We start from the raw sequence: 22,939 nt of genomic DNA, 5'->3' as shown, positions 1-22,939 counted from the left end.
CGATATGATGGTGTCCCAGGAATCTCCATGGCCCAAGCACTAAGCCCAGCTCTGCCGAGCGAGCGTCGGATAGGTGCCGACGTTGCTTTTGCGGTCGGCATCGTCGCCATCCTGACGATGCTGGTCCTGCCGGTTCCATCGGTCCTGATCGATGTCGGTCTCGCCTTCTCGATCGCGCTTTCGGCGCTGATCCTGATGGTGGCGCTGTGGATTCAGCGCCCGCTGGATTTTTCGGCCTTCCCGACGGTGCTCCTGATTGCAACCATTCTTCGCCTCGCGCTGAACGTGGCGACGACCCGGGTGATCCTGTCGCGCGGGGCCGAGGGAGAGCACGCGGCCGGTTATGTGGTGGCCGGTTTCTCGAAGTTCGTGATGGGCGGCGACTTTGTCATCGGGCTGATCATCTTCGCTATTCTTGTCACGGTCAATTTCGTCGTCATCACCAAGGGCGCCACGCGTATCGCGGAGGTCGGCGCGCGCTTCACGCTCGATGCGATCCCGGGCAAGCAAATGGCGATCGATGCGGATCTGTCCGCGGGGCTGATCGACGACAAGGAAGCGCAGCGTCGGCGCAGGGAGCTGGAGGAGGAAAGTGCCTTCTTCGGCGCAATGGACGGCGCCTCGAAATTCGTGCGCGGGGATGCCATCGCCGGGCTGATCATCACCGCGATCAACATATTCGGCGGCATCGTCATCGGCGTGGTTCACCATGGCCTCCCGCTGGCGCGGGCAGCAGATATTTTCACGAAGCTTTCTGTCGGTGACGGTCTGGTCTCGCAGATCCCGGCCCTTATCGTTTCCCTTTCGGCAGGCCTGCTCGTTTCGAAAGGCGGCACGAGGGGGTCGGCCGAAGAGACGGTGCTCAGGCAGCTCGGCGGATATCCGCGCGCGCAGTCGGTGGCCGCGCTCATGATGTTCGTTCTTGGAATGCTGCCGGGCCTGCCGCTGCTGCCTTTTGCATTCCTGGGTGGCGTGATGGCGTTCATGAGCTACGCGCTTCCCCGCCGGCAGGCGGCAAGACGGCAGCAGGAGGAGGCGTTTGCGGCGCAGGAGCGCGAACGATCGCAGGCCGATTCGAAAGAATCGATCAAGGAATATCTGAAGACGGCAGACGTCGAGCTCTGCGTGGGCAGCCAGCTAGCGGTTCAAATGCTGCATGCGCACGGGGAACTTTCGCATCGTGTCAGCAAGATACGGCGCCGCTTTGCGACCCAATACGGGTTTGTGATTCCCGAGATCAAATTGACGGACGACATGTCCGTCGGACCGAAGAGCTACCGCATCAAGATACATGGCACTATCGTGGCGCAGCATGAGCTTCGCATCGGCGAGGTTCTGGTGCTCTTCGATGGTGTTCGCAAGCCGGACGTGCCGGGCGACGAGACGGTGGAGCCGGCCTTCGGCATGAAGGCGATGTGGATACCCGAGACGTTCCTCGAAGAGGTCAGACGGGATGGCTTCAAGGTTGCGGACAACATTTCCGTCCTTCTCACCCATTTGAGCGAAATCATCCGCGGCAATCTCGCGCAGCTTCTTTCCTACAAGGACATGCGGGCCCTGCTGGATCGGCTCGACCCCGAGTACAAGCGGCTCATTGAGGATATCTGTCCGTCGCAAATTTCCTATTCGGGCCTGCAGGCGGTCCTCAAGCTGCTGCTTGCCGAGCGCATCTCGATCAGGAACCTGCATCTGATTCTCGAAGCCGTTGCGGAAATCGCGCCTTTCATCCGCCGCGCCGAACCTATCGCGGAGCACGTTCGCATGCGCATCGCGCAGCAGATCTGCGGTGACTTCGCCGACAACGGGGTGCTCAAAGTGCTGCGGCTCGGAAATCGCTGGGATCTCGCATTCCATCAAAGCCTCAAACGCGATGCCAAGGGCGAGATCGTGGAATTCGACGCCGATCCTCGCCTGGTCGAGCAGTTCGCGGCGGACGTTACGACGGCGGTTCGAAAGGCAATGGGGCAGGGCGAAAGCGTCGTGCTCGTCGCGCCCCCGGAAGTTCGTCCATATGTTCGCATGATCACGGAGCGGGTGTTCCCGACCCTGCCTGTGTTGTCGCACGTCGAGATCGCGCGCGGTGTCGAGGTGAAGTCGCTCGGAGCAATTTCTTGATCGCGAGCGCATCAGGCTCCGTGCTGGCCACATTTCTGATCTTCTGCCGGGTCGGCACATGCTTGATGATCGCGCCGGGATTTTCGCGTTCCAACATTCCGGTGCAGGTCCGGCTGTTCATGGCCATCAACGTCACGCTGATGCTGGCGCCCTTGCTGGAGGCGAGCGTACGCCCTGTCGTGGAGACAGCCGCGATGGCGGCCATCGTCCGTGCGATCATGTCGGAGTTGGTGATCGGCCTCCTGATCGGCCTGACCGCCGCGGTGTTCTTTTTCGCCCTGGAAACAATGGTGACGATGGCCGCATCCGCGATTGGGCTCAGCGGAATACCCGGAACGTTGGAAGACGGTCAACAGATGCCGGCCCTCGTGCCATTCATCACATTGCCGGCGATCGTCCTGTTCTTCATGACCGGTCAACATTGGGAGCTGCTCCGCGGTCTCATTAACTCCTATCGAATCTGGACGCCGGCGGTCGGCATCAGCGGCGAGACCGGGCTCTCCGAGCTCACCGATCATCTTTCACAAGCGTTCGTCCTGGCACTCAGGGTGGCCAGCCCGTTCATCGTTTACGGCGTCATTGTCAACCTCGCGCTCGGGCTCGCCAACAAGCTGACGCCAAGCATTCCCGTCTATTTTATTTCGCTGCCTTTCGTGGTCTTCGGCGGCCTCATGCTGGTCTATCTGACCAGTCGCGAACTCGTGCTGCAGTTCACAATCGCATTTTCATCGTGGCTGGCCGGTTGATCGACGCATGAAATCAAGAGATCGCAAAATCCGTCGCATCGCCGCTGTCCAGGCGAAGATGCACCGTCTCGCGCAATGGGAACTCATAGAGTGCCAGGCGAAGGAGCAGGAACTGCAGGAGCGGCAGCGTCGGATCATCGAGGGGTTCAACGAGGCGATCGGAGTGACGCCGTTGGCGGCGCAAAACGCGGGTCAGAATCTGAGGACCGCGAGCGTTGAACAAGGAGTGGTGGCCAAGGCGAAGGAGCGTATCACCTCGCACGCGATGACCGAAGCCCGCAAACTGAAGCAGGTGCTCCGAATGGCTGAAACGGTCGCGCGGCAGGCATTTCGACAGCGGGAACAGCGCGTCCTTGAGGAAGTAACTGAAACAGCGGCGAAACGGCCGGCCGAGAAAATGCAGGCCAATGAAACCAGTTTGGATCGCTAGAGCATGATCCGGAAAAGTGGAAACCGGTTGTCCCTCGCGACAAACGCGAAGCGTTTGCGTGGGAGGATCATGCTCAAACGAAGAGATGAGGTCATGATCCGATTCCCTTTAATCGGATCATGATCAAGGAGAGGCACAGCATGACGGTCAGCCCCGTACCGGATCTTATCCTGGATGTGATGGAGGCCGCAGATCCGGTCTCCCAGCGCATGGCCACTGGCAAGCTTGAGCGCGCCTCGTCCGCAGGCGAAGACTTCGCCGCGGCGATGGACCGGAAGATCGAGACAGGTGCGCTGGAACGACCCACGGTGTCTGAGCAAGGCACGAGCGCTTTGCGCGGCGCCGCGATCGACGGCAGCGGGCACGCCACGATCATCAGGAAGGCAGATACCGATCGCGGCGTCTTTCGGAAGTTCGAAGCGTTCGTCCTGCAAACGTTCGTCGAGTCGATGCTGCCGCAGAACGCGAGCGAGATTTTCGGCAAGGGAACCGCCGGCACGATCTGGCGGTCGATGCTGGCTGAACAGATCAGCAATGAGATGGCCAAGGGTGAAGGAATCGGAATTGCCAAGCAGCTCGCGAAATCGCGCTCCGTTGCCAATTCCGCGACTGGTAACGGCTAATTTGCAGCAAGATGAGCGCAACGATGAATCAGAATGACGAGCAGCAACAAACGCTTGAAATCCTCGAGGCACAGGCGACGATTGTTTCCGAGGGAGGCGGTCTGCCGGCGCTGTCACAACAAGCCTTGCCCGAGCTGACGGATGCGCAGGATATCGCGGCTCAATGGCTGGGAACCAACTCGAACGCGTTGAATGCGATCGAGCGGCTCACGGCGACCATTGAAGAGGAAACGGACAAACTCGAGAACCGGACGCAAGTCGATTTTGATTCCTTTAGTCAGCGCAAGAATCGTGGCCTGCTTGAACTGACGAGGGCCATGCGCGTGACACAGGGGATCGAGTTCGACCCTCGTGTGGTCGCGCACCTGACGCGCCTGCGGGCGAGCCTCGTCAGAAATCAGGCCGCACTACAAATGCATCTCGATGCCGTTCGCGAAGTCTCAGCGATCATCGCGAAGTCGATCCAGGAAGTTGAATCGGATGGCACATACTCATTGATGGGGCCGGGCGGATGCAAATAGTCAGGCTGCTCGTGGCGGGCGTCTGGGCCTGCATCGTCACCGTCGGCGCAAGCCTGGCTCTGTCTTACTGGAAGGAAGGACATGCCGCGCCTGCGGCCAAGCAGGACTACGCGGGCGGCCTCGCCTACGAGAAGACGAGGGTGATCAACGTGCCGATGATCGCTGATGGCAGCGTCCAGGGCTACATCGTTGCACAGTTCGTCTTCACGGCGGATTCAACAGTGCTTCGTCAGCTTCCGGTGCCGCCGGAAGCTTTCGTCGTGGACGAGGCATTTCGGAAAATCTATTCCGACGAGAATCTCGACTTCAAGAACCTTTCTCGATTCGATCTCGCCCACTTTTCACGTACGGTCAGAGAGCACGTCAACAAGCGCCTTCAGGCTGACGTCTTGCAGGACGTGCTCGTTCAGGACTTCAATTATGTTTCGAAGGATCAAATTCGTCGTTAGACCGCTTTCGCAAGTCGTCGAGCCGATATCCCATATAGCGCTTTGACTCGATCGGATCGTAGCCGAGATGGTTGCGGAGCTTCTTGCGAAGCTTGCTCACGTGCCCCTCGATCACGTTTTCGTCGAAGCTCGAGTCGAAAAGACCGTAGGTCGCATTGAAGAGCTGGGTCTTTGTCAGCCACTTTCCCTGGTGCGCGACCAGATGCTCGAGAATGCGCAGCTCGCGACGCGGCAGGGCCAGCGTTCTGCCGCCGATTTCCGGATCCCGGCCGTCAAGAAAAACGCGGATCAGGCTGGTTGGCGTTTCGGCTGATTGACCGACGGTTCGTCGGCGGATGACGGCCGTGCGAACCAGGATCTCGCGAACATGGATCGGAATATGGACGACGTCGTCGACGCCGGCTTCGAACAGCTCGATCGTGTCCCGGAGCTGCTTCAGGTTGTTCAGGGCGATGATCGGCGCGTGAGACTTGTTGCGGATGCTCTTGGGAATGCTCGTTCGATCCGAGCAGTCCCCCAGGATAAACGCCCCGATTGCCATTACGTCATTGCCTACGGCGGATTGTAGCCATTCGCGAAAATCTTTCGATGAGAAGCCGATCGAAACGACGCCTTCGCGATCGAATCCAGCCGCATAGCCCCGTGTAACGGTCTCCCGATCATCGATGACGATGAACATGTGGATGCCCCTGTTTGCCCTAGATAGTTGTTGTGGAGTCGAGCAGGCGTGCTCGCTCCGCTTGGTTACGCAACACAACAGGTACTGACCCGATACAAGTTACTGAGACCGAAGCACGCGCGTCTGGTTTGCTCGAAAGCTTGATCAGGCGCGGGTGATGCCGCCGTTTGAGGCGACGAGGAACGTTGCCGTGGTGGTGATGCTGCCCGGCAATCTTTTTGGGTTCCTCAGCACTGTTCGTGCAATTGCAGTCTGGTCTCGATACAACCGATCGAAATTGCGGCGAGAAGCGAACAGCGTCTTGTTGTTGAAGGTCACATCAAGAAGGAACATCAGCTCGCGCACTGTCGAATCGGATCACGTCCATTACGTCGAAGTGGAGTATGATCGTCAAGCAATTGAACTAGGCATCTACTGCGAGACAACTCGTCAGCGAGTAGATGTTGCTTTATTGAAACGCTTACTCAACCCATTTGCTCGGAATACTTGGCAATGTGCTCCTCTAAGTTGAAACAAAGGAGGAGAATTTTTCTGCCAAGAGCGACGATCGTCGTCATGAAACCGTCGTGCAACATATTTGTGTTTCGATGAGGTTATTTGTTCCGCGCGCGCTAGGCGGACTTTTCATCAATTGGCATCTCCGCGGCGTCAAAACGCTGCGAAAACGCTTCGATAAGCATCGATCACTCGTAGCCGTGGAGTTGAAGTGGTGTCGCCAACACGAGATCATCGTGTGGCGCGACGCGAGATCATCGCTCGATGTGATGAACCCCTGATTTTGGTGAGCGTCAAAACGTCGCATAGGTTCGATAGAGGCGCTGCTATTCGTCGTGCGTCGCATCAACAGGCGCGTATCTGACGACCGACATGCAGATCGAGGCGCGAGTGCAGTCCGCGGAAAGTGAAACATGTGGTGCTCGCGTTGCTGTGCGTGGCATGCCCACAATGCGCGCTAGCGGTCACATGGAACTCAATGCGCGCCAGCGGTCATAGGGGCGCCGCGGTGCATGCTATCGGGCCATATGGAACAATGCACGCTTGCGTGCATATCTGGCGAATTGACCGCATCACACGATCAGTCGTGCAGTGGCAACATCAACGCGCGGAAGCAACAATGCCCTTGCTGGTCAATACTTGCCAGCCACCGTTCTCGTTTTTGATTTCCTCGATGCGACCCAGGCTCGGCACCTCCTGGCCCCGAGTAACCTCGATCACACCTGCTGGTCCTTCAAGTATGGCAACGCCCTCATAAGCGCGCCGCACGCGCCAACCCGGGATGATCTCTCGTCGGGCCGTGGTTTGCCGCGGCTGCGCCTGAATGGTGCCAGTGACGTCGGAGGATGAAGCTGCCGCTACGGTTCGTGCAACCTGCGGCTTTGCTTCGACCATGCGTTCGACCTTGGTGGCCGATATCGATTGATCTCTTTTGACGCGCTCGACGCTTTGGACCAGTCGGCCATACCGGTCGCTCGCGGCTCGGTTTGCGGCGTCGAATGCGGTGCGGTTCGCCGCGACATCGCTTGATAGGCTCGCAACGTTGCGGCGCAGTTGCGACATCGCCTCACGGAGGTTGCGAAGCTCGGCATCCGATGCTGCGGTAATCGCAATGGGCCGCAGGACCAGGTAGGCGACGCCGCCTATCGAGATGAGAGAGGAGATCGCGACGATCACTGCAAGAGTGACGAACGGCGCCATCCATGTCCGTGGCTGCGGCTTCTTGACGACGAGCGTGGCGGCCGGGATCGGCGTACGCGCCTTGGGCCTGACAGGCTCAGGCCGCGGCATTGTGCGGGTGCGCTTCATGGTGGCGAGCGCCTCCTGGGCGAGCAGCTCGTCAACCGTAGCTGCGGCCGGACGAGAGGCGGTGGCCTTCGCCTTATTGCCGGGTCGCGGCGGCGATGCGCCGCTCTTGCCGGCATCAGTGGCGGTTGGCTGCGGGGCAGTCGGCGTCGCTTCGGCTGCGGTCTCGTTGGTTGCTGGTTCGGCCATGATTTTGTCGGCGGACAAATCCTGATATGCTGGATATCAAGCGAACCTTGCGTGAAACCTACGATCCCTCGGGCCAGCGGGAGGTGATGTTGGCGTTAGCAGCGGATCTACCGCGATCGCAGCGGTCCGTCAGGTCCGCATCCGGAATGCAGCTCCCATGTTGCCGGGGGCTGCGGCTGTTCAACGCTGCTTGCCGAGCAGCGCGATAGACAGCAGCGTGTCCTGATTGATGCCAGTGCCAGACCCTTGCAGGATGGCGAGCGCAGGTGACGTAACCTGGCTGCTGTTGTTCATCACATCGTACATCGCGGTAAACCGCTTCAGCAGCGCTGCAAGTTTCTCCGGATCGGCGAGATCCTTCAGGTTGAGGTGCTTTTCGACGATCTTTGCTTGCTGATCGATGTCCATGCTCCCCATCGCATCCGGCAGATTGTAGGTGGTTCGAAACACCTGCGCGAGAGCCCGGTCGGCGAGGATATCGTATGCGGACGTGATCTGTGCGGACTTTCGTTCGAAATACAGCGCCAGGCGAACACCGGCATTCGCCTCTCCCTGCTGCGCCTCCAACGTTTGCTGGAGATAGTTGTTCTGCGTCTCCAGGAGCTGGTCTCGCCTATGGGGCCCTATTGCCGGAATCCGGGCAATGTTGCCTTCCTTGTCGAAATTGAACGACGCCGCGATCTCGGCAAAGCGGGAGTCGCTGGCGGTGTTTGCGAAGCTCTTGGGATCGCTCAGATCGGAATTGAAGATCTTCTTGAGATAGTCGTTGGTGACCTTCGCGGGATCCAGGCCGTTTGCAACAAGAACGATATCGACCAACTTCCTGTCCGAAAGCAACTCGGAAACGCTCTCGATGCCTGCGATCGTGGTCTGGTAATACTTGGCGTCCTTCTCGGCCTTCTGGCGAAGGCTGTCTTTTTCCGTATCGCTCGCAAATCGCGTTTTTGCGATGATGTAGTCCTTGACGATCTGCGTGACTTCAACCGAGTTCTGCGCCACCAGGGGCGTTGTCAGGTTGCCCTTGCTGTCAAAATTGAAAGCGTGCGCGAGCTGTATGTATCGGTCGTCTCGGAGGGTATAGGCATAGCTCGTCGGGTCGCTCAGATCGCTGGTGAGCACGGCCTTGATCGTGACCGGCGAGACTTTTTCCGGGTCGAGGCCGACCGCCTTGAGCGCGAAGTTATAGATGTTCGGCGCGGACATGAACTGTTGAACTGACTTTATATTGGAAATATTGGCCTTGAACTGCTTGATCGCGAGGGTTTCATTTTCTTCCTCCGCGTCGAGGTATTCGGCCCCCTTGGTGAGGACAAATTTATCGTTGGTGCTCTTCCGGTTCGCGTCGGTCTGAGCGGACTCGCCGGAAGCAAGCGTTCCATCTGCCGAAAACTCGAACGCGCCAGCGAGATCGAAATAGTGGCCGATTGTGGTGAGAGAGTCCTGGTAGCTCGATATGTCTGCCCTGCTTTGCGCCAACCGGTTTGTTTCGGTCGTAATCTTCGCTCTCAAGCCTGGTACATCGGCGCCAGGTTGCGATAGCTGCGACATATACTGCGCAATTTTCGCATTGGCATCGGCGGCAACCGCCTGCGCCTGACCGAGCTTGGCATTGATCGCATCCTTCTGGGGACCCCAAACGGTGGTAACATAACTGTTCGGATCGGATGGATCGCTGCTCAAGACCTTTCGTATCGTGTCGCGCGACCAATTGCTGTCGTCGATGCCGAACGCCTCGAACACATATGTGCGAAGGCGGTCGTCATTCAGCAGCTCATCGACGTTTTTGACGCGGCCGATCACGATGTTGTAGTAGTTCGTGTCTTCGTCGATTGCGTCGACCCGCTTTTGGACCGATGCCGTGTACAAGCCGATCATCTCGTCAGTCTGGTTTGACGATTGCGCAGCGGGCGTATCGGAGCCTGTGAAGGAAAATGCTGACGCAAAATCACGAAAACGCTTGTCGGTCAGTTTGTTGGCGAAGCTGTTCGCGTCGAGGAGATTGCTCTCCAGCACCTTTTTCATGAAGGCTTTTGCATAGATCATATCCTCCAGCCCATATGCCTCCATCGCATACTGGTAGAGCCGGTCGTTCTTCAGAAACTCATCGACGGTTTTGATCTTGCCTATGTTTTCCTTGTAGTAGGCGGCGCTTCGTGTCACGTCAGCCTGCTGCGCGACCCGCGTCAGGGACTGCTGGAGGTTGCGCACGACGGAATTGTAGCTGGCGTACGTCGACACCATCGATCCATCCTTTTTGGAAAGCTCCCTGATATAATGACCATCTTCCTTGCGTGAAGCTGGCAGAGTTGCCGGAACAAGGCGCTCGCCCAGTATCGGCGAGCCTCCGCACCGGGAGATTGAGGCGGCATCCGGCGGAGCCGTTGATGTTCCGCGAAGCCATGTTCCGACGCAGACGTCACCGACAGAGCAGGGCCGTATCGGTGTTGCGCAGGCCGGTCAGTTGCGCTGGGCCGTCCAATAGCCTGCGCAGCGCGCATTGCCGGAATGACCGCTCCAGGTTCCACGACCGTACGGACCGACGAGCCTGCCGGATCCGGAAGCATATTTCTCGTGCACGGTCACAGAAGCGCGGACTGCGCCGGATGGAGCCACGCGTCCCCTGAAATTCACCAGATTGGGGTGAGTGACGATGCCGTTGATGATGTTGACGGAGAAATTGTACGTCGGATCACAGGGACCGTATTGCGTGACGAACAGGAGACTCCAAGGGCCGTCATAGGCAGACCGCGCATCGGCGTTGGTAACGAAGAGCGAGCCCATACCGGCAATTGCGATTGCGAGCAGAAGCCGTTTCATGACATTGCCTCCTAAGGCTACTCGGATAAACAACGTGAACATCCTAAATTGCGGACCATTGGCGGTCGCATCCGTACCGATATGCTGGTGAAGATAGATGTAGGTTGGCTTCCACAGCCGGTCCTCAAAAATTCCGTTGAGCCACCTCACTATGGCGTTACAACGGATGGCAGCGGCCTTGCGGCCCGCATTCTGTGGCGCCGCAGCAGAGAGAATGCGACCCTGCCAAGGACAGCCGGAGGATGTAGCTCAGTCAGCTTACTGACGAGAATCCCCGCGTCTCAAACCCACGATGATTGCCCCTCGGAATGGGCCGACGGAGCGCCTCAGGACATGCGATACAGGGATTTCGCATTGTCGCGCAGGTGGAGCGGGAACGGCGGTGCTTCAGATGGCGAAGTAACGACTTCGATGTAGACTCCGCTCTGCGCGCCGGCGGCGCTTCGCAACGCTTGGTCGAGTTCGCCGCACGTCGTCGTGCGCGCCGTCATCCAGCCGTCGCAACCCAGCACCCGCGGCAGCTCGGCATATCGCCAGGATGGGACGTCGTTGTAGGCAACGGCAGGCTCCTTGGCGAGGAGCCGCTCGATGAGATAGCTGCCATTGTTCAGCACGAAAATCACCGGTTTCAAACCGAGCCGGGCAAACTGGCTGATTTCCTGTACCGTAAATTGATGAGAGCCTTCTCCGGTCACGAGCACCGTGCGTCGGTGTGGGGCGGCAGCGGCGGCGCCGAGCGCGGCCGGCGTTGCCCAGCCGATCGATCCCCATAGCCCCTGGTTGTGGAAGCTCGCGCCCCGCGGCAGCCGCGCGAAACCTAGCCCCATGGAGACCGTGCCGGTCTCCGCGACAACGATATCCTCAGGTCGTATGAACTTGTTCCAGCGCGAATAGAGCGCGGCAGCGGTGATAGGGTCGTCGCCGCTGCCGCTTTCCGCGCCAATCGGGTCGGCATAAGACGGCGTGACGACGTTGCTGTGCTTGCCGAGGCGCTTCGCCAGGGCGGCGAGCACATCGGCCATCTCGAGGCCGGAATGCGTGCGCCCCTGCAATGTGGTGTGGTGATGAGCTATCGAAATGAGCCGTGCCGGATCCAGTTTGGCCGTGAAGGCGCCGGTGTTCAGGTCGCTGAATAGCGTGCCGACGGCGAGCACGAGATCGCAGCTCTCGACGAACTGGCGCACATCCTCGTTCATCAATCGTCCGGCATACATTCCGACATACGCCGACTGGCTTTCGTCGAGCACGGATTTGTCGAGAAACATGGTGGCGAATGGCAGGCCGGACGCGTCAACGATCGCCTGCATCGTCCGCTGCAGGCCGGTGCGCGCCACCAGGAGGCCGGGCAGGATGCACGCGGTCTTGGCCCGATGGATGTTTGACAGGATTGCATTCACAACCTTCTCGAGAAGGACGGGATCGCTTCCAGGAGCGGCGAGAGGCTGAGCGCTTCCAAGCACGGGCCGATCGGCAAGATCGGCGGGAAAGGCCATGTAGACGGGCCTCCGATGATAGAATGCCTCAAACAGGAGGCGTTCGGTCTCATATGCAGCATTCTGCGGCGTGATGACCGAGTGCGCGCAGACCACCGGCTCGGTCATGCGGCGGAACAGATCGAATTCGCCGTTGCCCAGCGTATGGTGCAGCACCGAGCGCGCGGCTTGCGCGGCCGTGGGCGGCATTCCGACCAGGTGGAAAACGGGGAGATGCTCGGCGTAAGCGCCGGCGATGCCGTTCAGCGCGCTGAGCTCGCCCACGCCATAGGTTGTGCAGACAGCGCCGGCGCCCTTGATCCGCGCATAGCCATCAGCGGCATAGGCGGCGTTGAGCTCGTTGCAGCATCCAATCCAGCGCAGGCCCGGCTCGCTATACGTCGCATCGTTGAGCGGAAAGGAGAAGTCGCCCGGAACGCCGAAGACATCGCTGATGCCGACATCACGCAGCCGCCAGAGCACATGCTGAACAACGGTTCTTGGCATCACGCGGTCTCGTCAACACTCGCGACAAAATCGAACGGTGAACTCGACGTGGGAGCGGTCTCGAATACCCATCTCGCGCAAGGTTTGATCATCAAGCGCAGCGAGCGCTCGGACTGCTCGTCTGACTTCGCGCTCGTTTTCCCACTGTGTCCACATTGAGGGCGCACTTGAGGGGGAAGTATCGAAAGAAGACCTGTCCACAACAAACTCCACGACTGTTGGCTGGACTAAATGTGGTTTTCCTTCGTTACGACACGATAACCCAGCGCGAAAATCTGGTTACATCTGAAATGATTGACGGTGCGGCCGGCACACCTCACTTAGGCGCGGAGCTTGCCGGGAAACTGTCGCCGGTAATCGAAGGTCGCCGATAAACTAAAAGAGAGATCTCTGCGCACGCCTGTGACGGCTGCGTGATCGCTGCAACGACGAGCATTCGATCATGAAGGGCGACAGAATGCTCCTGTAGCGTTGCTCTAGTGCTTTGAACTGCGAGACGCGAGCGGCACCTGCCGTTCAGCCATATAGCGGCCCGGCGTCGTGCCGAGCGTCTTCCTGAACATCGTGACGAAACTGCCCGCGCTCTCATAGCCGAGATCCATGGCCACTTGCTGGATCGTTGCGCCGCCCGCCAGCCATTGCAGTGCGAGCACGATATTGAGCTGCTGCCGCCAGCGGCCGAAGGTCATGCCGGCCTGCCGGGCAATCATGCGCGCCAGTGTTCGCTCGCTAAGCCCGGCGCGCTTGGCCCAGATCTCCATCGTCGCCTGGGCCGAAGGATCGGCCATCATCATGTCGACGATCTTGCGCAGCCGGCGATCCGTTGGCATCGGCAGATGCAACTTGCCCACCGGCGCCACCGCGACTGCGAAAATCAAGCTCGACGCCGGTCGTGACCATCGTGATGCCGTAGGTGACCACAGCGGGCGCCACCTCATCCGGATCGACGAAATTAACCCGATCGCTCAGATCAGTAAGGATTGGCATTCCAATCGATTCCAATTTCCGCGGAAGTGCATTGGCAGGAATTCAGAATATGATGTCAGAATTGCCCTCGTTCGAACGCATCTCTGGCCAATGTCCGGCCGCCCCGCCATCGATCCCGCGAAGGTCTTCACCGAGCATATCAAGCTCAACAAGGCCAACGGACTTGGAGCCCGGCTTACAAGCGCTGCATTGTCCGTTTCGGGCATGACGGGCCTTCTGAAGAAGGGACTGGAGAACGAATACAAAAACAATCTCTACTAGAGCATGATCCGGAAAAGTGTGAAGCGGTTTTCCGAAAAGATCATGCTCAAACAATAATCTAAAGCGCGATGATGATTCATCCTCATCTCATCGCGCTTTCGAGCATGATCCTGGCAAAACAATTGCGAGGACGCTTCTACCTCTTAGGGCGACCCGCTCCCGCGTACAGCTTCGATGCCAAGGTCAACGGACAGGCGGAATTGCAAACGCGAACACCGATAGTTGTATGTCAGGGGAGAATACGAAAGGTGTGAGGGGCCAAGCGTCACGGCACGAGTACGGCTCTCGCACCTGAGAAATTCTGAAAAGCAATTGCTTCACCGATCTCGTCGAAACGAAACTCGCGGCCTACTTTCGTTTTTAGAAGCGGATCGTCGATGAGTTCTTGGATCTCACGGGAGACGGCGGCGAGTCGCTCGGGCTCCGACACCGTTGCACTTTCCAGATTGGAGAAGCGCCGCAGCGTCAGGTTCTTGGCCATGATCAGCACGGAGGAGAAGGCGGTCGGTGTTGCCGCATCCATGAAGCCATAGACGTACACCGTCGCATTTGTGGGTAGAACAGGCATGATACGGCCCAGAAGCTCGCCGCCGATGCCATCGAACACGGCAGTTGCGCCGATCTCGGCTGCCAGTTCGCCGAGACGAGCCGTGAAGCCGTCCTGCGTCGTCAGCAGGACATGCTCGATGCCGTACTTGGTCAGGGCATCTCTTGCCTGTGTCGAACGCACGAGGAAGACTGCGGGAATGCCGCGTCTTCGCGTCAACGAGGCGGCGATCAGGCCCGTCGCGGAGTTGCCGGCCGTGACGATCACCCCCTTGTGACCCTCCGAACGTATCTGAGCCAGGAAGGCATGAACCGTCAGAACGTTGGCGAAAGAGCCGTTGTAGTCTCGAACTCGCACCTGATCGGGCAAAATGAGGCAGCTCTGATATGGAACGTGGGCCGTTTCACACCACATGCCTACCGCCTCAGCGCTCGGCTTCAGGGTCTTATATACGCCTACCTTCCTGTTGAGATAGGCCGCAGGCACATCGGCGCCTATCGCAATCACTGTACCACCACCGTTCGAGCCATAAACATCGTGTCGACCGCCCGACATCAAGCCGTTTGGCAGCGGGTTGCTCAGAAAGAACTTGTCGCCATGTGTGATGGTCGCCGAATCCATCAAGACCAGCACATGGCCGGGGGCCGGCTTATCGGGCGTCGGCACCTCGCGAACTTCCAGTGTCCGACTTTCCGTTACACAGATGGCTTTCATAGCAAATTCCCTCGTGAGCCTGGGCCTGACCGCCCCGAATGGGCTTCGAATAAGGGACTGACATCTATATTGACAGTACGGAACTTTTTGTTAGTGGGACGCTCATGCAATTCGTGCGTCAATGCCCCGTGATCCTCGCCTCGCGGATCCTCGGCGGCCGTTGGACCGCCAAGATCGTCCACCTGCTGCTGCGCAACGAAAAGCTGCGCTACTCTGAGCTGCGGAGAGGATGCGTACCGATCAGCGACCGAATCCTGTCCCTGGAGCTCAAGGAGCTTCAAAGCTGGGGGCTCGTCGTTCGCCATGATCATGGGACGATCCCGCCCAGGACGGAATATAGTTTGACCGAGCTGGGTCAGACGCTTCGGCCGCTCATGGAGGCCATGGCGAGCTGGGGAAAAGATGTGCAGGCGAAACTTGGCTCAGCCGAGGCAGCGAACGAACACGAATGATCTGACTGGGTTCGTCTCCCGGACGCGTGCCCAGGGTAACCCTTAACAACGCAGGCCGTTGCTCCGGTAGCTCCAACTTCCCGCGGGAACAGCCGCTTCTGTTCTCGTCGATTTACGCCTTCTACGACTTGGAAGGGTCGAATGCCGTCCTCACCGTTAAGCTGATTGAGTCCGGACCCTAGACTTGCGCTTCTGCTTTCGTATCGGGGCCACTTCGACCCAGGCGCGGCTCCGTCCCCACCAATAGCCGTTGAATGTTGGCACGATGGCGAACAATCACGTAGATGCCGCCTCCGATCACCAGCAACCGATAGGGCAACGGTTGCTCGAAACCGCAGACGAGAACGATTGCTGTAAACGCCGCGAGTATCGAGCTAAGGGAAACAATGCGAGCAATAGCCAGCACGATGCCAAAGACCGTTACAGCACCTAATCCCACTGGCCACGACATCGCCAGCAACACACCCAGCCCGGTCGCAGCGGATTTGCCGCCCGTAAAGTTCAACCAAATCGAGCGGCTATGCCCAAACAGCACGGCAATTCCGGCCAAGCAAACAGCCCATGGCACCCAGATTTGCAAATCAAACGCTGTCGGCGGCGTCGGAGATAACTCGGAATAGAGCCAAGGACAGAACAAGCGGGCAACGATGATGGCACCCACGCCTTTCAGCAAATCGGCGACGAGCACCACCAACGCAGGCCATTTACCGAGGGTCCGCAATACATTCGTAGCGCCGGTGGCTTTGGAGCCATGCTCTCGAATATCAATGCCCTTGAGAAGTTTCCCAGCCAGATAGCCCGTGGGCGTAGAACCGAAAAGATAGGCGATCACCAATCCAACCGCGCCCGCTGTCCAGAACGCCATGGGTTTTATTTCCAGTTTCACGCAACCAGTGTTGTATCGCCAACTTCGTTTGACCGCTATGGGCCATTTTCGACCGGATCGAGAGTCTTGCCCAGCATCATCGCCGACACGCCGCTTGACCATCTTGGCCCGCGCACCATCGTGCTGGCGGACAAGGCCTACGATGCCGACCGCAGCCGTGACTGATTCAGGAGCAGGGTGCCACCCCTAACATCCCGCCCAAGAGCAACCGGCGCTGGAAGCCCTGCTTCAGCAAGAGGCTCTACCGCGAGCGCAATCTGATCGGGCGGCTCTTCTCCAAGAAGGAGGACTTCCGCCGCGTCGCCACACGCTATGACAAGCTCGCCGCCCATTTTCTCGCCATGGTCCAGTTCGCCTCGTTGCGGCTGTGGTTGCGCGCATATGAGTCTACGGCGCAAGGGCGCGTACTCGTAAATCCGGTCAGGTCCGCTTTCCTCCGAGAGCGCCACAATTGTTGCGTAGCAGCGAAATGGCGTGATGGGACAACAGACGACATCCGAAACAAAGGGGGCCGCCAACTGAGATGGCCTTGTTTCTTGGTGCGCGCATCCTTGATACGCTCGAGGGAACCTCGTTCACGCTCGGAAACCTACGGAAGGACCTTTACTGTTCTAGCTCTAGCGGACAAGGCTCTTGGGTCTTGCGGCGACGGAAAATGTCGGCGCAAACTGCCGTCGCTGCAGGTGGAAATGACGAGGGTGGGAGCAGCGCCTGTGCTGCGTAGTTCCGGAAACCCGAGCGTCAGCTTGCCAGACTGGCTGAACGAACAATGCCCGTCCCGATTGCGGGGGCCACTTCCATGGCCGTTTCGAGACCTCACAGGTGGCCGGAGCAGAACCAATGGACGACAGTGCGACTTCGCCGACGGCAGTCATTTCGCGCACTTCTCTAATCCTTAGCGTTGCCATCGCTATTGGGATCTTCATTTTTGACGCAATCACCCCTGCCGCCTCGGTGATCTCGACGCTGTTCGTCGGCGTTGTGCTGCTGTCTGCGCGGTTTCTTCAAACGCGTGGGATTGTGCTCGTATCCGTCGGCTGCATGGCGCTGACGGTGCTCGCCCATTTTCTGACGCCATACGGCGACTCGTGGGAAACCATCTCCATTTCGAACCGCGTTCTCAGCCTTGCGACGATCGGCGTTGTGACTTTCCTCGCCGTGCAAAGCCGATCACAAGAGATGGTATTGCGCGAGCAGGCAGGACTCCTCGACCTCAGCCACGATACGATCTTCGTGCGCGACATGAAGGATATCATTACCTACTGGAATCGCGGCGCCGAGGAGCTGTACGGGTGGAAGAAGGCGGAAGCCCTCGGCAGGATCACTCACCAACTGATGCAGACGATCTTCCCCATGCCGCTCGAAGCGATCATGGAAGAGTTGCTCCGAACCGGTCGCTGGGAAGGAGAGCTCGTCCACACGAGGAAGGACGGCACGCAGGCAATCGTAGCCAGTCGGTGGTCGCTGCAAAAGGACGAACGTGGCCTTCCGGCCGCGATCCTGGAGACCAACAATGACATCAGCGATCGCAAGCGCGCGGAGGACGCGCTGCGGGAGAGCGAGAGACGATACAAGAGCATTTTCCGGATGGCGGGCGTGTCGATCTGGGAAGAGGACTTCTCTCAGATCAAAGCGGCCATCGACGAACTGAGAGCTCAAGGCGTTGCAGACTTCCGCGCATATTTTGCAGCACATCCGGAGTTCGTACGAGAGTCCATCTCGCGTGCGAAGGTCGTCGACGTAAACGATGCAACGGTCGAGCTCTTCAAAGCGCAGAGCAAGGATGAGCTCCTCCACTCGCTGGATGCCGTATTCACCTCCGAAACATTGGAGGCGTTTGCCGGGGAGTTGATCGCCGTCGCAGAAGAGCGCCCGTATTTTTCAGCCGAGACGATTCTCCAAACCCTGAAGGGAGAAAAACTGACGGTTCTCTTTGCGATTACCTTCCCGCCCCGACCTTCCAATCTCGATCGCGTAATGGTGACGATCACTGACATTACCGAACGCAAGCGGGCCGAGGAGGCGCTGCACGAGACCCAGGCCGAGCTCGCGCACATCACGCGCGTGACGACGATAAACGCGCTGACCTCCTCCATCGCCCACGAGGTCAGCCAACCACTTAGCGCGATTGTCAGTAACGGCTATGCGGGCCTGCGCTGGCTCGACCGGCAGCCGCCCGATCTGGAGGGGGCGCGCAGGACGTTCGAGCACATCGTCGGAGACGGGCATCGGGCCGGCGAGGTGATCGGGCGGGTGCGCGCGCTCCTCAAGAAGACAGCCACCATCAGGGAATGCGTCGACGTGACCGAGCTGATCCGGGATACGGTCGCCGTGCTCCATGGCGAAGTGCTCCGGCATGGCATCCTGCTGCGGACCGAGTTAGCGCCCGAACTTCCGCCGGTGGTGGGCGATAGGGTACAGGTGCAGCAGGTGCTGCTGAACCTGATGATGAACGGCATCGACGCCATGAAGGAGGTGACGGAGCGGCCGCGCATGCTGCGGATCCGATCCCATCTCGATGAATCCGGGGCCGTGAGCGTAGCGGTGCTGGACACCGGGGTCGGGCTGGATCCGAACAGTGCCGACCGCCTGTTCGAGGCGTTCTATACGACCAAGCCCGAGGGCATGGGCATGGGCCTGGCGATCTGCCGCTCGATCATCGAGGCGCACGGTGGACGATTGGGGGCATCTGCCAACGAGCCCTGTGGGGCGGTATTTGAATTCCGCCTACCGCCCGAGCGGGACGAGACCACTCCCGCCGCGAACGATCGTCCAATGCCGGTACAGTGAACGGGCAGCACCACTTGCGAACCGCGTTGTTCGCTGGAGCATGGCCATGCCGATCGGCAAGGACATGCTTTTTCAATCCACCGCTAGTCCTTCATTCCGGTGATCGAGCTGCTGACCGCCCGCGGATCGCGGAGCGGCCAGCGGCCGCAATCGACCTGGGCCAGGAAATCGCCGACGATCCGGTTGTACTCCTCCGGCTCCTCGATATTGATCGCGTGCCCCGAATTCGGCATTACCGCGAGCGCGGCTGAGGGAATGCTCTGCTTCATGAGAATGCCCGGCAGCAGGCACGGCCAATCCTCATCGCCGGTGATGATCAGCGTCGGCACGGTGATGCGTTTCATCTCTTCGACCAGCGCATAAAGCGAAGGCCGCTCCTTCTGCACGCCTTGCTGCGTGTTGGCCGATCCGGTCGCCGAATGTTCGGCCAGCATGGCCTTGAACTCGGCGTGACCGCGCGGATCCTTGTTCTGATATTGCACGCGCGTCGGCCCATAGGCATAGCGCTCGGCGAACGCCGGCATGCCCTCGCGCCGGATCATGTCGGCGATCACGTCGGCCTCGGCGCGGAACGTCTCGCGCTTGTCGGGCTCGGCGCCGTAGCCGCAGCCGCCGATGCAAAGCGACAGTGCCCGTTCGGGATGACGCAGGCCGAAATGCAGGGTCGCGAAGCCGCCCATCGACAGGCCGACGATGTGCGCCTGCCGCTCGCCGATATGATCGAGCACCGCGAGGATGTCGTCGGCGGCGCGCGCCTGCGAATAGGATGAGACCTGCTCGGGCACATCGGACGGGGGGAAGCCGCGCGCGTTGAAGGCAATGCTGCGATAGCGCTTGCCGAAATGCCGCATCTGCGGCTCGTAGCTGCGCAGATCTCCGGCAAACTCATGAACGAAGATGACGGGACGGCCGGTTCCCGTTTCCTCGAAATAAAGGCGTACCCCGTCATCCGTCGTTGCGTAAGGCATGTTGATCTCCCGCCGTCAGAAATTGGCTGTCGCCGCGGGCTTGCTCCGCGGCAGGTAGGTGCCATGGCCCTTCGCCCCGACCAGGATGCCATCGTCGACCACCACGCGTCCGCGCACCATGGTCAACACCGGCCAGCCCGTGACCTCGAGCCCCTCATAGGGCGTGTAATCGGCGCCATCATGGATAAGCTCGTGGCGGATCGTGACCTTGCGCTTCGGATCCCACAGCGCGATGTCGGCGTCCGATCCCACCGCGATCGTGCCCTTGCGGGGATAAAGGCCGTAGATTTTCGCGTGATTGGTCGCGCTGAACGCGACGAAATCGTTGAGGTCGATGCGACCCTTCACCACGCCTTCCGAAAACAGGATCGGCAATCGCGTCGCCACGCCGGGAATGCCGTTCGGCACCCAGCGGAAGCTGGTGCGGCCCTTGGGCACGAGCTTTCCCTGCGGATCGTCATAGCGGAATGGGCAATGGTCAGACGAGAACACCGAGAACACCTTTTGCTGCAGGCCTTCCCAGCACGCCTGCTGGCTCGCGATGTCGCGTGGCGGCGGTGAGCACACATACTTGGCGCCTTCCATGTTGAGCTGTTCCAGATCGTTCTCGGTCAGGACCAGATATTGCGGGCAGGTCTCGCCCAACACGTTCAGCCCGCGCTGCCGGGCGCGGCGGATTTCCTCCATCGCGTCGCGGTTCGACACGTGCACGATCATGATCGGCACATCGACGAGTTCGGCCAGCGAGATGGCGCGGTGCGTGGCCTCGCGCTCGACTGGAATCGGCCGCGAGGTCGCATGAAAGCGCGGCGCGGTCTTGCCGGCGCGTTCGAGGCGATCGGTGAGGAAGCGGATGGCGTCGAAGTTTTCCGCGTGCACCATCAGCATCGCGCCGGTCTCGCGCGCAACCGACATGGTCTCGAGCAGTTCGCGGTCCGACAGCGCCAGCCCCTCATAGGTCATGAACACCTTGAGCGAGGTGTAGCCGTCCTCCACCAGCGCCGGCAGCTCCTGGCCGAGCACCTGCTCGGTCGGGTCGGTGACGATGAGGTGAAAGGCGACATCGACGTGACACTCACCTTCCGCCAGCGCGTGGTAGCGCCGCAGCGCCTCGCGCAGCGTCTGGCCTTTCTCCTGCAGGCAGAACGGCAGCACGGTGGTGTTGCCGCCGAACGCCGCCGAGCGCGTGCCGCTGGCAAAGCCGTCGGCCATGACGATGCCGTCGCCGGATGGCTGGGCGAAATGCACGTGGCTGTCGATGCCGCCGGGCAGCACCAGGCGACCGGTGGCGTCAATGATCGTCTCCGCCGTGCCGAGATCGTGCCCCAAGGCCGTGATCTTGCCGCCCTGGATTCCGACGTCGCAGGCAAAGGTGTCGGCGGCGGTCGCAACGGTGCCGCCGCGGATGATGGTGTCGAACGGCATCAGCTCTCTCCTTCGGCATCATGTCGCGGCCGATGTTCGATGACCGCGGCCAGCGGCTCGGCGAGCCCGATGGTCGTCTTGGCATCGGGACGGCGGAACGTCCCGGCGACGGGCTTGCGCAGCTTCAGCACGGCGAGCGTCTCGGCCTGTCGCACCGCCGCGGCGATCGGATCGATCACCGGCACCGGAATGCGATGGCTGACCTTGGCGGCAAGGCCGGCCAGCGGTGCCCCGGAAAGAATGACGACATCGGCGCCATCCTGTTCGACGGCGCGATTGGCGAGCGTCACCAGCATGTCTTCCTTCTCGGCCTGGACATCCGCAATGGAGCGGAAGCCATCGTCGAGCGTCCGTATGCCGGCGCAGCGTGCGGAGAGACCATGCATGGCGACGCATTCCTGGTACCAGGGCGCGAGCGCGCGGGCGAACGTCACGATCGAAAATCGCTGACCGACCATGCAGGCAGTCAGCATCGCGGCTTCGGCAAGGCCTACGACCGGGATATCGAACAGTTCGCGCGCGCCGAACAGGCCGGGGTCGCCGAAGGCGGCGATCATCGCTGCATCGATGCCGGTGTTGGCCTCCGCCAGCATTTCCAGCGCGATGGCGCCGCCGATCTGGGCCTCGGCCCGGGTCGCGATGTAGGGCACGCCGCGGCTGGCCGTCATCGCCACCAGCTCGGTGCCGGGCGAGGCCACTTGCGCGCCGGCCGCATGGAGCAGGTCGGTCACCGCTGACGTGGTGTTGGGATTGAGCAGCAGGATCTTCACGGCCCGGCCTTTCTCGTTATGCCGCGCATGTTGGGCTGGGCGCTTGCGGTGCTGGCATCATCCGCGTCGGAGCCCAGTGTCGTGGCCATGATCTCGCCGGTGCGACGGACATGGTGGCCAAGCAGCCGTCCGGCGCGGTCGGCGTCACCGTCCCTGAGCGCGGCCAGGATGTCCTGATGGTCGCGCACCGATTCATCCCACCGTCCATGGACCGACAGGGCGAAGAAGCGCGCGCGTTCCACCCGCGCCAGCAGGATATCGTGCGTGGCCTTCAACACCGCGTTGCGGGCGAAGCCGACGATGGCGCTGTGAATCTGCTGGTTGGTCTCGAAATATTCGCGCAGCTCGCCGCGGTCGTGGTGCCATTCGATGCGCTCCTGCAGCTCTTCCAGCCGCTCGACGTCGCGCTCGACCATCCGCGTCGCGGCGAGCTCGGCGGCGCAGCGCTCGATCCCGCTCACCGCCTCGAATAGCTCAGTCAACTCTTCGCGGCGGAACGGCGCGACGATGGCGCTGCGATTGAGGCGCAGTTCGACCAGACCTTCGGCCGCCAATTGTTTCAGCGCCTCGCGGAGCGGCGTGCGCGAGATGCCGAGCGCCTCGGACAGATCGGCTTCGAGCAATTGCTCGCCCGGCTGAAGATCGCCGCGCACGATCAATGTGCGAAGCCGCGTCGCGGCCTGCTCATGCAGGCCGGTTCGCGGCACGCGCAGCCGTCGCCGTTGCAGCGTCGTCACGCCGCCGCGCGATTTGGGCTGTTTCCTGGTCTTGGTCGTCTTGGTCTCAGTCAC

General features: G+C 60.3%; 22 protein-coding genes and 1 pseudogene. 10 read left to right on the top strand and 13 right to left on the bottom strand.

Annotated elements, in window-relative coordinates; genetic code table 11:
- Nucleotides 1–27: 27 nt before the first annotated feature.
- The 6 genes from flhA (at nt 28) to AC5ZG1_RS07485 (ending at nt 4,884) form a co-directional block, all read left to right on the top strand.
- On the top strand, nt 28–2,115 hold the full coding sequence (gene flhA, locus AC5ZG1_RS07510; RefSeq protein ID WP_496132449.1) for a flagellar biosynthesis protein FlhA: 2,088 nt from the start codon (nt 28–30) through the stop codon (nt 2,113–2,115).
- Entirely contained in the window at nt 2,112–2,861 is a 750-nt protein-coding gene (fliR, locus tag AC5ZG1_RS07505) for a flagellar biosynthesis protein FliR (protein ID WP_130223134.1), read from the top strand. The genes flhA and fliR overlap by 4 nt, the downstream gene beginning before the upstream one ends.
- 7 nt (nt 2,862–2,868) lie before the next feature.
- Complete coding sequence (locus AC5ZG1_RS07500) at nt 2,869–3,291, top strand: hypothetical protein (protein ID WP_130223132.1); 423 nt, start codon at nt 2,869–2,871, stop codon at nt 3,289–3,291.
- 140 nt (nt 3,292–3,431) lie between these two features.
- On the top strand, nt 3,432–3,914 hold the full coding sequence (locus AC5ZG1_RS07495) for a rod-binding protein (RefSeq protein ID WP_463328125.1): 483 nt from the start codon (nt 3,432–3,434) through the stop codon (nt 3,912–3,914).
- Between the two features lie 23 nt (nt 3,915–3,937).
- Complete coding sequence (locus AC5ZG1_RS07490; RefSeq protein WP_456643798.1) at nt 3,938–4,435, top strand: hypothetical protein; 498 nt, start codon at nt 3,938–3,940, stop codon at nt 4,433–4,435.
- Nucleotides 4,426–4,884, top strand: a complete 459-nt coding sequence (locus AC5ZG1_RS07485) for a hypothetical protein (RefSeq protein ID WP_496132448.1) — start codon at nt 4,426–4,428, stop codon at nt 4,882–4,884. The genes AC5ZG1_RS07490 and AC5ZG1_RS07485 overlap by 10 nt, the downstream gene beginning before the upstream one ends.
- On the opposite strand, the gene AC5ZG1_RS07480 is transcribed toward AC5ZG1_RS07485, so the two are convergent.
- The 7 genes from AC5ZG1_RS07480 to AC5ZG1_RS07450 all read right to left on the bottom strand — a co-directional run bounded on the left by AC5ZG1_RS07480 (nt 4,850) and on the right by AC5ZG1_RS07450 (nt 13,208).
- Nucleotides 4,850–5,563: a response regulator transcription factor gene (locus tag AC5ZG1_RS07480; protein WP_028161594.1), complete on the bottom strand. Its 714-nt coding sequence runs from the start codon at nt 5,561–5,563 to the stop codon at nt 4,850–4,852. The genes AC5ZG1_RS07485 and AC5ZG1_RS07480 overlap by 35 nt on opposite strands.
- 144 nt (nt 5,564–5,707) lie before the next feature.
- Nucleotides 5,708–5,908 (bottom strand): hypothetical protein, encoded by a 201-nt coding sequence (locus tag AC5ZG1_RS07475; RefSeq protein ID WP_456643800.1) that lies wholly within the window; start codon nt 5,906–5,908, stop codon nt 5,708–5,710.
- Nucleotides 5,909–6,658: 750 nt separating this feature from the next.
- Complete coding sequence (locus tag AC5ZG1_RS07470; RefSeq protein ID WP_496132447.1) at nt 6,659–7,552, bottom strand: hypothetical protein; 894 nt, start codon at nt 7,550–7,552, stop codon at nt 6,659–6,661.
- Between the two features lie 180 nt (nt 7,553–7,732).
- On the bottom strand, nt 7,733–9,793 hold the full coding sequence (locus tag AC5ZG1_RS07465; RefSeq protein WP_456643801.1) for a DUF1217 domain-containing protein: 2,061 nt from the start codon (nt 9,791–9,793) through the stop codon (nt 7,733–7,735).
- 216 nt (nt 9,794–10,009) lie between these two features.
- Nucleotides 10,010–10,369 (bottom strand): hypothetical protein, encoded by a 360-nt coding sequence (locus tag AC5ZG1_RS07460; RefSeq protein ID WP_028161597.1) that lies wholly within the window; start codon nt 10,367–10,369, stop codon nt 10,010–10,012.
- A 326-nt stretch (nt 10,370–10,695) separates the two neighbouring features.
- Nucleotides 10,696–12,348, bottom strand: a complete 1,653-nt coding sequence (locus AC5ZG1_RS07455; protein ID WP_496132446.1) for an alpha-keto acid decarboxylase family protein — start codon at nt 12,346–12,348, stop codon at nt 10,696–10,698.
- 476 nt (nt 12,349–12,824) lie between these two features.
- Nucleotides 12,825–13,208 (bottom strand): helix-turn-helix domain-containing protein, encoded by a 384-nt coding sequence (locus AC5ZG1_RS07450; protein ID WP_456643803.1) that lies wholly within the window; start codon nt 13,206–13,208, stop codon nt 12,825–12,827.
- Between AC5ZG1_RS07450 and AC5ZG1_RS07445 the strand changes: the two genes are divergently transcribed.
- Nucleotides 13,192–13,596, top strand: a complete 405-nt coding sequence (locus AC5ZG1_RS07445; protein WP_456643804.1) for a hypothetical protein — start codon at nt 13,192–13,194, stop codon at nt 13,594–13,596. The genes AC5ZG1_RS07450 and AC5ZG1_RS07445 overlap by 17 nt on opposite strands.
- 265 nt (nt 13,597–13,861) lie before the next feature.
- Here the strand turns inward: AC5ZG1_RS07445 and AC5ZG1_RS07440 are convergent, their stop codons facing one another.
- Nucleotides 13,862–14,857: a zinc-binding dehydrogenase gene (locus tag AC5ZG1_RS07440; RefSeq protein WP_456643805.1), complete on the bottom strand. Its 996-nt coding sequence runs from the start codon at nt 14,855–14,857 to the stop codon at nt 13,862–13,864.
- 104 nt (nt 14,858–14,961) lie between these two features.
- Between AC5ZG1_RS07440 and AC5ZG1_RS07435 the strand changes: the two genes are divergently transcribed.
- Nucleotides 14,962–15,309, top strand: a complete 348-nt coding sequence (locus AC5ZG1_RS07435) for a winged helix-turn-helix transcriptional regulator (RefSeq protein ID WP_496132445.1) — start codon at nt 14,962–14,964, stop codon at nt 15,307–15,309.
- Nucleotides 15,310–15,487: 178 nt separating this feature from the next.
- Here the strand turns inward: AC5ZG1_RS07435 and plsY are convergent, their stop codons facing one another.
- The gene (gene plsY, locus AC5ZG1_RS07430; protein WP_496132444.1) at nt 15,488–16,174 is read right to left on the bottom strand and encodes a glycerol-3-phosphate 1-O-acyltransferase PlsY; all 687 of its coding nucleotides are present in this window, start codon (nt 16,172–16,174) and stop codon (nt 15,488–15,490) included.
- 102 nt (nt 16,175–16,276) lie between these two features.
- Between plsY and AC5ZG1_RS07425 the strand changes: the two are divergent.
- Nucleotides 16,277–16,590: pseudogene (locus AC5ZG1_RS07425) on the top strand (transposase); the annotation flags it as partial.
- Between the two features lie 445 nt (nt 16,591–17,035).
- Entirely contained in the window at nt 17,036–18,985 is a 1,950-nt protein-coding gene (locus AC5ZG1_RS07420) for a PAS domain-containing sensor histidine kinase (RefSeq protein ID WP_496132443.1), read from the top strand.
- Nucleotides 18,986–19,068: 83 nt separating this feature from the next.
- Here the strand turns inward: AC5ZG1_RS07420 and AC5ZG1_RS07415 are convergent, their stop codons facing one another.
- Genes AC5ZG1_RS07415 through AC5ZG1_RS07400 form a run of 4 tightly spaced genes read right to left on the bottom strand, consistent with a single transcriptional unit; the run spans nt 19,069 to nt 22,939 of the window.
- Entirely contained in the window at nt 19,069–19,953 is an 885-nt protein-coding gene (locus tag AC5ZG1_RS07415; protein WP_496132442.1) for an alpha/beta fold hydrolase, read from the bottom strand.
- 15 nt (nt 19,954–19,968) lie between these two features.
- A complete protein-coding gene (hydA, locus tag AC5ZG1_RS07410; protein WP_496132441.1) occupies nt 19,969–21,378 on the bottom strand; it encodes a dihydropyrimidinase in 1,410 nt (469 codons plus the stop codon).
- The gene (locus AC5ZG1_RS07405; protein ID WP_496132440.1) at nt 21,378–22,148 is read right to left on the bottom strand and encodes an aspartate/glutamate racemase family protein; all 771 of its coding nucleotides are present in this window, start codon (nt 22,146–22,148) and stop codon (nt 21,378–21,380) included. The genes hydA and AC5ZG1_RS07405 overlap by 1 nt, the downstream gene beginning before the upstream one ends.
- Nucleotides 22,145–22,939, bottom strand: a complete 795-nt coding sequence (locus tag AC5ZG1_RS07400) for a GntR family transcriptional regulator (RefSeq protein ID WP_496132439.1) — start codon at nt 22,937–22,939, stop codon at nt 22,145–22,147. The genes AC5ZG1_RS07405 and AC5ZG1_RS07400 overlap by 4 nt, the downstream gene beginning before the upstream one ends.

Source organism: Bradyrhizobium sp. Leo78 (assembly GCF_059512425.1).
This window is presented reverse-complemented; position numbering and strand designations above follow the sequence as displayed.